Source organism: Haemophilus aegyptius, from assembly GCF_900475885.1.
GTDB lineage: Bacteria > Pseudomonadota > Gammaproteobacteria > Enterobacterales > Pasteurellaceae > Haemophilus > Haemophilus influenzae.
Window position 1 is genome coordinate 1,246,334 of sequence record NZ_LS483429.1, and the last position, 14,222, is coordinate 1,260,555.

Genomic DNA, 14,222 nt, shown 5'->3' on the forward strand with positions numbered 1-14,222 from the left:
TTCCATTATTCAAGGAAAACAATGAAACCTAGTCAAAAACAAACTCAACGACAACCGCACTTTTCCAAAGATTCAGCAAAGAAACGTGATTTTTCAGCTAAAAATGACAGACGTTCAGTATCTCGTACTGCTTGCGTAGAAACAGCAAATACGAAAAAAAGTGCGGTTAATTCTGATAACAAATTTTTATCTAAGCCAAAAGCGAAACCTATTGTAAAAGCCTCGAATCAATCTAAAGCAGAGGGCGAAAAATTACAGAAAGTTTTAGCGCGTGCAGGACAAGGCTCTCGTCGTGAAATTGAAACGATGATTGCCGCAGGCAGAGTGAGCGTAGAGGGTAAAATTGCGACTTTAGGCGATCGTATTGACGTACATTCTGGCGTGAAAGTGCGTATTGATGGTCAAATCATTAATCTTAGCCACGCACAAAAAGAAATTTGCCGTGTATTAATGTATTACAAACCTGAAGGCGAACTTTGTACACGTAGCGACCCAAAAGGGCGCGCGACCGTGTTTGATCGTTTGCCGCATTTAACGGGATCTCGTTGGATTGCGGTGGGGCGTTTAGATATTAATACATCGGGTTTATTGCTTTTTACCACTGATGGCGAATTAGCAAATCGTTTAATGCACCCAAGCCATGAAGTTGAACGTGAATATTCTGTGCGTGTATTTGGTCAAGTTGATGATGCGATGTTAGCGCGTTTACGTAAAGGCGTTCAGCTTGAAGATGGCCTTGCCAACTTTAAAGAAATTAAATTTACAGGCGGTGTGGGTATTAACCAATGGTATGACGTAACCTTGATGGAAGGACGTAACCGTGAGGTTCGTCGTTTGTGGGAATCCCAAGGGATTCAAGTTAGCCGCTTGATTCGTATTCGTTACGGAAATATCAAACTGATGAAAGGTTTGCCTCGTGGTGGCTGGGAAGAAATGGATCTTGAAAACGTCAATTATTTACGTGAATTGGTGGGATTACCTGCTGAGACTGAAACGAAATTAGATGTAAAACAGGCTAGTCGTCGTCCAAAATCTGGGCAAATTCGTAAAGCGGTAAAACGTTATTCGGAGATGAACAAACGTTATAAAAAATAAGGACTTTTTTATGAAAATGCATCAATTGCGTTATATCGTTGAGATTGTAAACCAAAATTTGAATGTCACAGAAGCGGCAAATGCACTTTACACATCACAGCCGGGTATCAGTAAACAAGTTCGCCTATTAGAAGATGAATTAGGTCTGGAAATTTTTGAGCGTCATGGCAAACATATAAAATCAATTACACCAGCAGGGAAAAAGATTATCTCAATTGCACGCGAGTTACTTGTTAAAGCGCAAGGTATCCGTGCCGTTGCCGATGAATATACTCGGCCAAATCACGGTGTATTACGTATTGCGACGACAAATACTCAGGCTCGTTATATGCTGCCAAGCGTGATTGAACGTTTTTCTAAAAAATATCCTGATGTGAGCTTGCATATTCATCAAGGTTCGCCAACACAAATTCACGATGCTTTAATGTCAGGTGAAGTGGATTTGGCAATTACCACTGAAGCACCTTATTTATTTGATGATTTAGTTCAGATTCCATGCTATTGGTGGAATCGTGCCGTGATTGTTTCGCCAGAACATCCGCTTGCCAAAGTGAAAGAACTGACCATTGAGGAATTAGGCAAATACCCACTTGTGACTTACACGTTTGGTTTTACGGGTGTTTCTGATTTAGATTACGCATTTAATAGTGCAGGCATTTTACCAAATATAGTTTTTACGGCTACCGATGCTGATGTTATTAAAACTTATGTGCGCTTGGGTTTAGGGGTGGGCATTATGGCATCTATGGCGCATACGGCATTAGATGCGGATCTTGTGCTAATTGATGCAAGCCATTTGTTCCGCCCGAGTATGACGAATATTGCATTTAAACATAGCACGTTCTTACGTAATTATATGTACGATTTCATGGAATATTTTTCACCGCACTTAACTCGTAGTGTCGTAGAAAAAGCCGAGCGTTTGCGTGATAACAATTCAGTGAAAAAATTATTTGAAGGCATTGAATTGGAAACAAGATAACAATGTATAAATGAAGTGCGGTTGAAATTTAATAAGAATTTTAACCGCACTTGAAAGATTAAAACAGATCGTGATATTTCACTAAATCCTTACGCTGAATAGCAAATACGCCTAGTCCGCCATTTTTAAGTTCTACCCATTTAAAGGGTACATCTGGATATTGCTCAATTAAGCTAATCATACTATTACCCACTTCACACACCAACACGCCATTTTCGGTTAAGTAATCTGGTGCTTGTTTTAAAATTTGTTTGGTAATGTTTAAGCCATCACTGCCAGAACCTAAGGCTAACTCTGGTTCAAAATGGAATTCTTCCGGCATATCGGCGAGATCTTCTTCATCCACATAAGGTGGATTGGTCACGATAAGATCGTATTTTTGTCCCAAAATATTTTCAAATAAGTTTGATTGAATCGGGAATACACGATGCTCTAATTGATGGCGTGAAATATTGATCTCTGCGACATTAAGTGCATCAACCGATAAATCTACCGCATCTACTTCCGCATTCGGGAAAGCATAAGCACAAGCAATGGCAATACAACCGCTGCCTGTGCATAGATCGAGAATATGATTTGGTTCTTGTGAAATTAAATCTTCAAATCGATCTTGAATTAAAGCACTAATTGGAGAACGTGGAATAATGGTTCGTTCATCGACATAAAATTCGTGACCGCAGAACCAAGCGCTATTCGTTAAATATGCCACAGGTACGCGTTGTTCGATTCGGGTTAATACAAGTTGAACTAAGGTTTCTTTTTCAGATGGGGTTAATCGACTGTTAAATAATTCGGTAGGTAAATCAATGGGTAAATGTAAGCCACTTAAAACGAGTTGCAGGCTTTCATCCCAAGGATTATCGTGCCCTTGCCCGAAGTAAACATCAGATCGATTGAGAATGCTATACGTCCAACGCAGAAAATCTTGGATGGTTTGCAGTTCGTTTGCAACATTATCTTCCAAGATAGTTGCAACTAATTCTTGGTTATGTGAAGTTTCCATCGCATTTCTCCATAAAAGTGAGTAGAAAAGTTAGCATAAAATTCGGTATGAAAATTTGGCGTAGTTATACCACAGATGAGAATGTAGAACTATGATATGATACGCAAAATTTGAAATTAATGAGAAAAAAATGCAAGACGAATTTGATTTATTCCGCGCGGAAACCAAAGGCATTAAGCCAATTAAACAAGATACTTTTGTTGCCCCCCGCCAAAAACGTGATCAGAAAAAAATAGAATTGAAAGAATTACGAGCGAAAGAAGATACATTGTTCTATTTTTCTGATGAATATGAGCCATTACTGAATGAGCATGATGGTGTTGTGAAATATTTACGTGATGGGGAAGATTCCCATTTATTAAAACAACTTCGTCGTGGAGATTTTTCGCCAGAATTGTTTTTAGATTTACACGGTTTAACCCGTGAACAAGCTAAGCAAGAATTAGCCGCACTTTTACTGGTTTGTGAAAATGAGCATGTTGATTGTGCCAGTATCATGACGGGCTATGGCACCTTTACATTGAAAAAACAAATTCCACGTTGGCTAGTACAACATCCTAAAGTGCGGGCATTACATCAAGCACCAAGGGAGTGGGGCGGTGAAGCCGCAATTTTGATTTTGGTCGATTTGTAAAAAAACGTTATAAAAAATACCGCACTTTTACTGCTAGGGCAAAGTGCGGTATTTTCTTTTATATTTTTACTTGAATTATTGTGTTGCTTGAATTGCGGTTAAGGCAATTGTGTACACAATATCATCAACTAAGGCACCACGAGATAAGTCATTGACTGGTTTGCGCATACCTTGAAGCATTGGGCCAATAGACACTAAATCTGCAGAACGTTGTACTGCTTTGTAAGTAGTGTTACCAGTATTTAAGTCAGGGAATACGAATACCGTTGCTTTACCTGCTACTGGTGAATTTGGTGCTTTAGAGAGAGCCACATCTTCCATCACTGCCGCATCGTATTGTAATGGGCCATCGATTAATAAATCAGGGCGTTTTTCTTTCGCAATACGAGTTGCTTCTTTCACTTTTTCTACATCAGCACCGCTACCAGATGTACCTGTTGAGTAAGAAATCATCGCAACTTTTGGATCAATACCAAATGCTTTAGCAGAATCTGCTGATTGAATTGCAATTTCAGCAAGTTGTTCTGCAGTTGGATCTGGGTTTACCGCACAGTCACCATAAACAAGCACTTGATCTGGTAATAACATAAAGAAGATAGAAGAAACAATCGAACTACCTGGTGCAGTTTTGATGATTTGCATTGGTGGGCGAATGGTGTTTGCAGTCGTGTGAACGGCACCAGATACTAAACCATCTACCTCATTTGCTTCTAGCATCATTGTGCCAAGTACTACGGTGTCTTCTAATTGTTCACGAGCCACGGTTTCAGTCATACCTTTTGCTTTACGTAATTCAACTAAACGATCAACATAGTTTTCACGAACGTCAGCAGGATTGATGATTGTAATACCTTTACCTAATTTAACACCTTGTGCTTCTGCAACTCGTTGAACGGATGCAGGATCTGCTAAAAGCACACATTCCGCAATGCCACGTTCTGCGCAAAGTACGGCTGCTTTGATTGTACGAGGTTCATCGCCTTCAGGAAGTACAATACGTTTTTTCGCCGCACGAGCAAGTTCAGTTAATTGGAAACGGAATGCAGGTGGGGATAAGCGAGGTAAACGGCTGGAATCTGCAACTAAATTATTGATAAAGTCAGCATTAAAGTGTTGGCTAATGTATTGTTTAATATTTTCAATACGTTCTTTGTCATCAACAGGCACTTCTAGATTAAAACTTTGTAAACTTAATGCAGTTTGCCAAGTATTGCCTTCAATACGGAAGATCGGTAATTTCGCTTTTTCAAAAGTTGGACGGCAAAGTTTATTAATTTGAGCATCAATTTTGTAGCCGCCTGTTAATAAAATACCGCCGATTTCAATACCATTTGATGCTGCAAGAGCGGCTGCTACAAGCACATCTGGACGATCTGCTGAAGTGACTAATAAGCTGCCTGCACGGAAATGTTCTACCATATTTGGTAAACTTCTTGCACAGAAAGTGATACCACGAATGCGGCGATTGATTTCTCCTTCATTAATGATTGATGCACCTAAATGTTTGACTAAGTCGATTGCTCGTGTCGCGATTAAATTTGCATTCCAAGGCACACAAGCTAATAACTTGATGGCACTACCTGCAAATAACTTGTTTACTTCTGTTTCGCTAATATGATTGTGTTGGAATGAATCAAAAATTTCAGCAAGATCTGGACGAGTACGACCTGATTCATCAACAGGTGCATTGAATTTGTTTACAACAACACCTAAAAGATTTGGATTGTTTTTACCACCAAATAGAGAGGCTGCAGCTTCTACGCGATCTTTTAATTCGGTTGGCGTTTCAGTTGCAGGTGCTGCAACTAATACGATTTCCGCATCTAATGCTTGTGCAATTTCATAGTTGATACTGTTTGCGTAACCGTGTTTTCTTGTGGGTATTAAGCCTTCAACTACAACGATGTCATTATTTTTGGTTAATTGTTGGTGGTTAGCTACAATTTTTTCTAACAATACGTCAGACTGATTTTGACCAATTAATGATTCTGCCACGCTTAACATAAAAGGTTCGGCAGTTTCAAGGCTAGTGCTAGTGCGAATAATAGAAGTTGTGCGATCCAATTTATCTTCGCCAGTGCTTGGTTGAGAAACTGGTTTCATAAAAGCAACTTTTGCGCCTTTTTGTTCGAGAGAGTGGATTAATCCAAGACTAATGCTAGTTAAACCCACGCCTGTACTTACAGGGATAAGAATAATCGTGCGAGACATAGTTAAACCTTAATATGTATATGTTATAAATAAAAACTGCCGAAAAATTCGGCAGTTTGTTGTTAAATTAGAAACAAAGTTTTGCGGTATCTTGTGCGATAACCAATTCTTCGTTAGTTGGAAGAACAATTGCTTTAAATGCGGAATCATCAGTGGTGATTACACCATCTTTACCAAAACGTGTGGCAAGATTTCGTTCGTGATCGATTTTAATGCCAAATAATTTTAAGTGATTTAAGGCTAATTCACGAACGTGCGCTGAGTTTTCGCCAATACCACCAGTGAATGCAATTGCATCTAAGTGATCATCGCCCAACACAGCCATATAAGCACCAATGTATTTCGCTAAACGATAGCTATAAACATTTAAAGCGCGTTTTGTTTCTGGTTTAGATTCATCATCGTAGTTATCTTCAGCATAACGGCAGTCGCTTGTTACTTCAGTTAAACCTAAAAGACCCGATTTTTTCACTAAAGTCTCTTCGATTTGATCCATAGACATACCTAGTGTTTTGTATAGGTAGAATACGATTGCAGGGTCAATATCGCCACAACGCGTACCCATTACTAAACCTTCTAGCGGAGTTAAGCCCATTGAAGTATCAATACATTGACCGTTACGCACAACAGAAACAGAACCACCATTACCTAAGTGACAAATAATAGCATTTACTTGATCTGCAGGTTTGCCTACATATTTAGCGACTTCACGAGAAACGAAGTAGTGACTTGTGCCGTGTGCACCATAGCGACGTACGCCGTGTTCTTTATATAAAGAGTATGGAAGGGCATAAAGGAAGGCTTCTTCAGGCATAGTTTGGTGGAATGCTGTATCAAAAACTACCACGTTTTTATCTTTTAAGTGTGGGAATGCATTGAATGCTTCGCGAATACCAATTAAGTGAGCAGGGTTGTGAAGTGGTGCAAATTGTGCAGCATCTTCAATTCCTTTAACAACTTCATCTGTTACGATGACAGATTGAGTGTATTTTTCGCCACCGTGAACGATACGATGACCAATTGCCGCGATAGAATTTTTAAGCTCATCATTCAGAATGTTAGATGCGATAAAATTAAGTGCTTCAGTATGCGCTGCGCCTGCGCCTAAATCTGCGTTACCTTTCTCTCCATTGAGTTTCCATTTGATACGTGCTTCGGGTAAGAAAAATGCTTCGGCTAAGCCAGATAATTTTTCTTCCCCTGTTGCTGGATCAAGAATTGCAAATTTGAGTGAAGAACTACCACAGTTAAGGATAAGAACAAGTTTTGACATAGGAACCCTATATTTGATTGAGGTTAATAGAAATCCATCATCTAAGATGGCTTGAAAAATCAGACATAGAATACACCTTTTGATGAATAAAATAAATTCATCGGTAAGGAAAAAATACAAATTTTATCGTATTTTTTGAAAAATTAAACTATTTTTACTAAAAATAGACTTAAAATAGCGTATGATAAGTGCGGTCAATTTTTGAGGTGTTTTTATGGCATTTTTTTCCATTTTAAAACAGGGACAAATTTATCTTAATACTTGGCCGCTGGAGGCGAAGTTAGGCATTATTTTCCCTGAAAACCGTATTATGAAAGCCACGAGTTTTGCACAAAAATTTATGCCTTTTGTTGCTGTGTTTGCAATTCTGTGGCAGCAGTTTTATGCAAAAAATGATTTGATGGCATTTTCTATCGCAATTTTGACCGCACTTTTTGCCTTGCTTATTCCTTTTCAAGGTCTTTATTGGCTTGGTAAGCGTGCCAATACGCCGTTAGAAAATCAAAGTGCGGTATGGTTTTATGATATTTGCGAACGTTTAAAACAACTACATGAACCCTTGCCTTTTGTGCAAGAAAAACCGACATACCAACATTTAGCAGAAGTCTTAAAGAAAGCTCAAAGTAAATTTGAACGTGCTTTTTGGCAGGAAATTTAGTTTACGCAAACGTTTTCTTTTTGGCTTTATTTTTGTAGAATAGCTCGGTCGTTTTAAACGGCCGTTTTTCATTGAGAGATTTTTTAATGATCGATTACATTATTATTGGCATTATCGCTTTTTCCATTCTTGTTAGTTTATTACGCGGTTTTGTTCGCGAAGTGCTTTCACTCGGTAGCTGGGTTGTGGCATTTATTGTAGCAAGTCAGTTCTATCCTTATCTTGCTGCTTATCTTACGCAAATTGAATCAATGTATATTCGTAATGGAACTGCAATCGCCATTTTGTTTGTTCTGACTTTAATTGTGGGTGCCATAGTAAATTATGTGATTAGTCAATTAGTGGATAAGACGGGTTTAAGCGGCACTGATCGCGTATTAGGTGCAGCTTTCGGTTTAGTGCGCGGTGCGCTGATTGTGGCTGCGTTGTTATTTTTTATGGATACTTTTACCAATTTTGAACAAACTGATTGGTGGAAAGAATCTCAATTAATACCGCACTTTGGTTTTATTATTGAATGGTTCTTTCAACAACTTCAGGCGAGTTCAAGTTTTTTAACTCCAACGCTTAATCAATAAGGAACACAAAATGTGTGGTATTGTCGGTATTGTTAGCCAAAGTCCGGTTAATGAATCTATTTATGCAGCATTAACCCTTTTGCAACATCGTGGACAAGATGCGGCAGGTATTGTAACGGTTGATGATGAAAACCGTTTTCGCTTACGTAAAGCTAATGGTTTAGTCAGCGATGTGTTTCATCAAGAACATATGCTACGCTTGCAAGGACATGCTGGGTTGGGGCATGTTCGCTATCCTACAGCGGGGAGTTCTAGCGTCTCAGAGGCACAGCCTTTTTATGTGAATTCTCCCTATGGTGTCACTTTGGTGCATAACGGCAACTTAACCAACTCAGTGGAGTTAAAAGAAAAAGTCTTTAAAACAGCTCGCCGCCATGTAAACACGAATTCAGATTCCGAACTTCTTCTTAATATTCTTGCTAACCATCTCGATCACATTCCTCAAGATCACCTCGATCCACAAGATATTTTCTATGCCGTTCATAAAACTCACAAGGATGTTCGTGGTGCTTACGCCTGTGTAGCGATGATTATTGGGCATGGCATGGTTGCGTTTCGTGATCCTTTTGGCATTCGTCCTTTGGTGTTGGGTAAACGCGAAGAAAATGGCAAAACTGATTATATGTTTGCCTCTGAAACAGTGGCTTTAGATATTGTAGGTTTCGAGTTTGTGCGTGATATTGCTGCAGGCGAAGCTGTTTATGTGACGTTTGATGGCGAGCTTTATTCGCAACAATGTGCCGAAAGTGCGGTGCTAAATCCTTGTATTTTTGAGTATGTTTATTTTGCACGCCCAGATTCAACGATTGATGGCGTCTCTGTTTATGCTGCACGTGTTCATATGGGCGAAAAACTCGGGCAAAAAATTGCAAAAGAATGGGCGGATGAAATTGATAATATTGATGTGGTCATTCCTATTCCTGAAACTTCAACAGATATTGCGTTACAAATAGCTCGTGTTCTAGGGAAGCCTTATCGCCAAGGATTTGTGAAAAATCGCTATGTTGGCCGTACCTTTATTATGCCAGGACAAGCACAGCGTATTAGTTCTGTTCGTCGCAAATTGAATACCATTAAAGCTGAATTTAAAGATAAAAACGTGTTATTGGTAGACGATTCTATTGTTCGAGGTACAACCTCTGAGCAAATTGTTGAAATGGCTCGCTCAGCTGGTGCGAAGAAAATTTACTTCGCCTCTGCTGCCCCAGAAATTCGTTATCCGAATGTATATGGTATTGATATGCCGAGTCGCGATGAACTGATTGCTTATGGGCGAAATGTTGAGGAAATTGCACATTTGATCGGCGTAGACAAATTAATTTTCCAAGATCTGACCGCACTTACTGAATCTGTTCAATTGGAAAATCCAGCCATTCAAGGTTTTGATTGTTCTGTTTTCACAGGCGAATATATTACAGGCGATATTAGCCCTGAATATCTTAATAAAATCGCAACTCAACGCAATGATAGTGCAAAGAAAAAACGAGAAAAACAAGCATCCAATCTTGAAATTTACAATGAACAATAAATGCTAGGCATTAAGAGGGATAAAATCATCGTATTAAAAGTGCGGTGATTTTTTTATTTGTTTTTTAGGATGTCTTCTAGATAGTTTTTGCAATCAGCATATTGAAATTGGAATCCAGCGTTGAGTAATTTTTCAGGTACAACATTTTGACTTTCGAGTAATAGATTTGCTCGCTCGCCAAGAATAAAATGTAATAGCCATTTTGGAATGGTTGCAAAAGCAGGACGTTTTAATAGTTGAGCTAAAGTGCGGTTAAATTTATGCTGTTTTATGGGATTCGGGGCAGCGAAGTTAAACGCCCCTCTGCATTCTGAATGATCGAGTAAAAATAAAATGCCGTTTACCATATCTTCCAAAGCAATCCAAGGGAAATATTGCTCTCCCTTGCCCAGTTTACCGCCAAGTCCCCATTTGTATAAAGGCAACATTTGAGCAAGTGCGCCACCTTTTGTAGAAAATACCATACCTGTTCTAATCAAACAAACCCTCGCATTAGCTTGTTGCGTGATATTTTCCCAATCTTGGCATAATTGTGCAGTGAAGGTTTTTGCTGTTTTGCTTGTTTCGGTAATTTTTTGTTCGTCTTGATCGCCGTAAATTCCTGTTGCTGAACCTGATATAAAAATTGGGTATTGCTGATACTGATTGATGAATTCAACCAGTTGAGTAGTGAGGCTTAAACGACTTTCTCGTAAAATAGATTTCTGGTTTTTCGACCAAACTTTATGAAAAATTGGCTCGCCAGCAAGATTGATGATGGCATCAAACTGTTCTTGTGAATTAAGTTGGGAAAGTGCGGTAATAAATTTGATGTTTTTGTGCTTTGAGAGAGTGTGCGGCGAACTTGAGCGCGTTAAGATCGTCACTTGTTCATTGCGTAAACAGAGTTGTTCGACAAGTGCTTTGCCGATAAGTCCCGTGCCTCCCGTTAATAGAATATTCATTACAATGTGTTTTCAAATAAACGTTGGATATTTTGCAATAATTCGTCGATAGGTTTATCGTTTGTGGGCGTGACAAAAATAGTATCATCGCCTGCGATAGTACCTAAAATGCCTTCTGATTTTCCAATGGAATCAAGTAATCGTGCAATTAATTGAGCAGCACCGGGCGTTGTTTTTATTATGATTAACATCGCATTGTGATCAACATCTAAGACAAGATTTTTTAATGGACTACTGGTATTGGGAACACTTAATTCATTTGGTAAGCAATAGACCATTTCCATTTTGGTATTACGGGTGCGAACCGCGCCAAATTTGCTGAGCATTCTTGATATTTTTGATTGATTAATACCAGTAAAGCCTTGTTTTTTTAAGGCATCGACAATTTCACTTTGAGAACCAAAGCGTTCTTGGTTGAGTAATTCTTTAAAAGCGCGAGTTAAATTCTCAGTCATCTTTATTTTTCAATAGTCAAAATTTGCATAAGAATTGCATAAAAATTCACTTTCATCAACTGAAATATGAATAAGAACGAAGAGAAGAAAATATTTATCTCAGAAATGTGAACTAGATCATAGAATGATATTTCTCTATTTGTAATTGTAAGATGAACATTTTAAAATCAGTCTGTTTTAAATTAACTAACACATAAGGAGTATTTATGAAAGTTGCTGTATTAGGTGCCGCAGGTGGTATTGGTCAAGCATTAGCGTTATTACTAAAACTTCAGTTGCCAGCAGGCTCAGATTTAGCATTATATGATATTGCCCCTGTTACCCCAGGTGTTGCAGTGGATGTGAGTCATATTCCAACGGCAGTGAATGTGAAAGGTTTTTCTGGTGAAGATCCAACGCCAGCACTTGAAGGTGCGGATGTTGTATTAATTTCTGCTGGTGTTGCACGTAAACCTGGTATGGATCGTTCAGATTTATTCAATATTAATGCAGGCATTGTTCGTGGTTTAATTGAAAAAGTTGCTACTACTTGCCCGAAAGCCTGTGTTGGTATCATCACTAACCCAGTAAATACTACTGTTGCAATTGCGGCTGAAGTATTGAAAAAAGCAGGCGTTTACGACAAACGTAAATTATTTGGCGTGACAACTTTAGATGTGTTGCGTTCTGAAACCTTTGTGGCTGAATTAAAAGGTTTAAATGTTTCTCGTACAAGCGTTCCTGTTATTGGTGGTCACTCAGGTGTGACTATTCTTCCATTACTTTCTCAAGTTCAATATGCTGAGTGGAATGAAGATGAAATTGAACCATTAACAAAACGTATCCAAAATGCAGGTACAGAAGTGGTCAATGCAAAAGCGGGTGGCGGTTCAGCAACTCTTTCAATGGCGCAGGCTGCAGTACGTTTTGCGCGTTCTTTAGTGAAAGGATTAAGTGGCGAGACAGTGGTTGAATGTACTTATGTTGAAGGCGATGGCAAATATGCTCGTTTCTTCTCTCAGCCAGTTCGTTTAGGTAAAGAAGGTGTAGAAGAAATTTTACCAATTGGCCCATTAAGCAATTTTGAACAACAAGCTCTAGAAAATATGTTGCCGACTTTACGTGCAGATATTGAATTAGGCGAAAAATTTATTAATGGTTAATCATTAAAAAGTAAGGGGAGCATTAGCTCCCTTTTTATGTTTCGATAAAAAAGCCACCATTTGGTGGCTTTTGTTTGTATCTTTATTATTTCTGACGCATTGCAGGGAACAAGATCACATCACGAATTGATGGTGCATTTGCATAAAGCATCGCTAGACGGTCGATACCTAAACCTTCACCTGCTGTTGGTGGCAAGCCGTGTTCAAGAGCCACAACGAAGTCGTCATCTTTAAACATTGCTTCATCATCTCCCGCCTCTTTTGCTGCAACCTGTGCATCGAAACGTTCGTTTTGGTCTTCTGCATCATTTAATTCTGAGAAACCATTACCGATTTCACGACCACCGATAAATAGCTCAAAACGATCTGTAACATCTGGGTTTTCATCATTACGACGTGCAAGTGGCGAAATTTCCGCAGGGTGAGCCATTAAGAATGTTGGTTGAATTAAGTGATGTTCAGCCACTTCTTCAAAGATTGCATTGACAATGCTGCCTAAGCCCCAAGATTTTTGTACTTCAATACCTAAGCGTTCTGCCGTAGCTTTTGCACGATCAAAGTCATATAAATCTTCTTTTACGATACCTTTGTCTGCACCATATTTAATGGTTGCATCGTGTAACGTAATACGTTCGAATGGTTTACCAAAATCAAATTCGTATTCGCCGTATTTCACAATAGTCGTACCAAGAATATCAATCGCTAATTTACGAAGAAGTTCTTCGGTGTTATCCATTAAATCATGGTAGTCCGCATATGCTTGATAATATTCAAGCATAGTAAATTCTGGATTATGACGAACAGAAACCCCTTCATTACGGAAGTTGCGGTTTAATTCAAATACTCGTTCAAATCCACCAACGACCAAGCGTTTTAAATAAAGTTCAGGTGCGATACGCAAATACATATCCACATCTAATGCATTATGATGAGTCACGAAAGGACGTGCAGATGCACCGCCTGGAATGACTTGTAACATTGGCGTTTCCACTTCCATAAAGCCTTTAGAAATGAAATATTCACGAATACCCGCGACAACTTTAGAACGAATAATAAAAGTGCGGCGAGATTCTTCGTTAGAAATTAAATCTAAATAACGTTGGCGATAACGAACTTCTTGGTCGGTTAAACCATGGAATTTGTCTGGTAATGGACGAAGTGCTTTGGTTAAAAGTTGAACTTCAGTTGTTTTGATGGTTAATTCATTGGTTTTAGTTTTGAAAAGTGTACCTTTCACTCCAATGATATCGCCTAAATCCCAGTTACCTACATCTTCAGCATAAACACCTTCAGGCAAATTATCGCGTGCAACGTAAAGCTGGATTTTACCGCTCATATCTTGAATAGTGATAAACGTTGCTTTACCCATTGCACGGCGAGTCATAATACGACCAGCAACTTGTACTTCAATGCTTTTTTCTTTTAAGATTTCCCCGTCTTCTGCATCATATTGATTGTGCAAATCTTGTGCGAGAGCATCACGACGAAACTTGTTTGGAAAGGCATTACCTTTTGTACGTAATGCGGCTAATTTTTCACGACGAACGAGCATTTCGCCATTGAGATCTAATTCTTTAACTTCTTGTTCTGACATATTGTTTACCTTTTTTATAAATTAATAAGAAATTTTTATTTTCTTTGTTTACTTTAGGAGCTGTTGAAGACTAAAGGAAATATATTATCGAAAGCCCCCTTCCGTCGCTTCGCGCCACTTTCCCC

At 38.8% G+C, this 14,222-nt stretch carries 13 protein-coding genes; 7 read left to right on the forward strand and 6 right to left on the reverse strand.

Annotated elements, in window-relative coordinates; all coding sequences use genetic code 11:
- Positions 1–21: 21 nt before the first annotated feature.
- Both rluB and cysB read left to right on the forward strand, forming a co-directional pair.
- Positions 22–1,095 carry a 23S rRNA pseudouridine(2605) synthase RluB gene (gene rluB, locus DQN49_RS06520; protein ID WP_006996490.1) on the forward strand — a complete coding sequence of 358 codons (1,074 nt, stop codon included), beginning with the start codon at positions 22–24 and terminating at the stop codon, positions 1,093–1,095.
- A 10-nt stretch (positions 1,096–1,105) separates the two neighbouring features.
- Complete coding sequence (gene cysB / locus DQN49_RS06525; protein ID WP_005691165.1) at positions 1,106–2,077, forward strand: HTH-type transcriptional regulator CysB; 972 nt, start codon at positions 1,106–1,108, stop codon at positions 2,075–2,077.
- 58 nt (positions 2,078–2,135) lie between these two features.
- Here cysB and prmB read toward each other — a convergent pair whose 3' ends face one another.
- Entirely contained in the window at positions 2,136–3,080 is a 945-nt protein-coding gene (gene prmB, locus DQN49_RS06530) for a 50S ribosomal protein L3 N(5)-glutamine methyltransferase (RefSeq protein ID WP_006996489.1), read from the reverse strand.
- Between the two features lie 130 nt (positions 3,081–3,210).
- On the opposite strand from prmB, the gene smrB reads away from it, so the two are divergent.
- Complete coding sequence (gene smrB / locus DQN49_RS06535) at positions 3,211–3,714, forward strand: endonuclease SmrB (RefSeq protein WP_006996488.1); 504 nt, start codon at positions 3,211–3,213, stop codon at positions 3,712–3,714.
- A 75-nt stretch (positions 3,715–3,789) separates the two neighbouring features.
- Here smrB and pta read toward each other — a convergent pair whose 3' ends face one another.
- Both pta and DQN49_RS06545 read right to left on the reverse strand, forming a co-directional pair.
- Positions 3,790–5,925: a phosphate acetyltransferase gene (pta, locus tag DQN49_RS06540; protein ID WP_006996487.1), complete on the reverse strand. Its 2,136-nt coding sequence runs from the start codon at positions 5,923–5,925 to the stop codon at positions 3,790–3,792.
- Positions 5,926–5,992: 67 nt separating this feature from the next.
- Positions 5,993–7,198, reverse strand: coding sequence for an acetate kinase (locus tag DQN49_RS06545; RefSeq protein ID WP_006996486.1), 1,206 nt, complete (start codon positions 7,196–7,198; stop codon positions 5,993–5,995).
- Positions 7,199–7,412: 214 nt separating this feature from the next.
- Here DQN49_RS06545 and yfbV point away from each other — a divergent pair, with 214 nt between their 5' ends.
- The 3 genes from yfbV to purF all read left to right on the forward strand — a co-directional run bounded on the left by yfbV (position 7,413) and on the right by purF (position 9,962).
- Positions 7,413–7,856 (forward strand): terminus macrodomain insulation protein YfbV, encoded by a 444-nt coding sequence (yfbV, locus tag DQN49_RS06550; protein WP_005663782.1) that lies wholly within the window; start codon positions 7,413–7,415, stop codon positions 7,854–7,856.
- Positions 7,857–7,942: 86 nt separating this feature from the next.
- Positions 7,943–8,434, forward strand: a complete 492-nt coding sequence (locus DQN49_RS06555) for a CvpA family protein (protein WP_005647427.1) — start codon at positions 7,943–7,945, stop codon at positions 8,432–8,434.
- A 10-nt stretch (positions 8,435–8,444) separates the two neighbouring features.
- The gene (gene purF / locus DQN49_RS06560) at positions 8,445–9,962 is read left to right on the forward strand and encodes an amidophosphoribosyltransferase (protein WP_006996485.1); all 1,518 of its coding nucleotides are present in this window, start codon (positions 8,445–8,447) and stop codon (positions 9,960–9,962) included.
- A 53-nt stretch (positions 9,963–10,015) separates the two neighbouring features.
- Here purF and DQN49_RS06565 read toward each other — a convergent pair whose 3' ends face one another.
- Together DQN49_RS06565 and argR are read right to left on the reverse strand one after the other, a co-directional pair.
- Positions 10,016–10,906: a TIGR01777 family oxidoreductase gene (locus tag DQN49_RS06565; RefSeq protein ID WP_006996484.1), complete on the reverse strand. Its 891-nt coding sequence runs from the start codon at positions 10,904–10,906 to the stop codon at positions 10,016–10,018.
- Complete coding sequence (argR, locus tag DQN49_RS06570; protein WP_005653722.1) at positions 10,906–11,361, reverse strand: transcriptional regulator ArgR; 456 nt, start codon at positions 11,359–11,361, stop codon at positions 10,906–10,908. The genes DQN49_RS06565 and argR overlap by 1 nt, the downstream gene beginning before the upstream one ends.
- Positions 11,362–11,567: 206 nt before the next feature.
- On the opposite strand from argR, the gene mdh reads away from it, so the two are divergent.
- A complete protein-coding gene (gene mdh, locus DQN49_RS06575; protein ID WP_006996483.1) occupies positions 11,568–12,503 on the forward strand; it encodes a malate dehydrogenase in 936 nt (311 codons plus the stop codon).
- Between the two features lie 85 nt (positions 12,504–12,588).
- On the opposite strand, the gene lysS is transcribed toward mdh, so the two are convergent.
- On the reverse strand, positions 12,589–14,097 hold the full coding sequence (lysS, locus tag DQN49_RS06580; RefSeq protein ID WP_006996482.1) for a lysine--tRNA ligase: 1,509 nt from the start codon (positions 14,095–14,097) through the stop codon (positions 12,589–12,591).
- Positions 14,098–14,222: the final 125 nt, after the last annotated feature.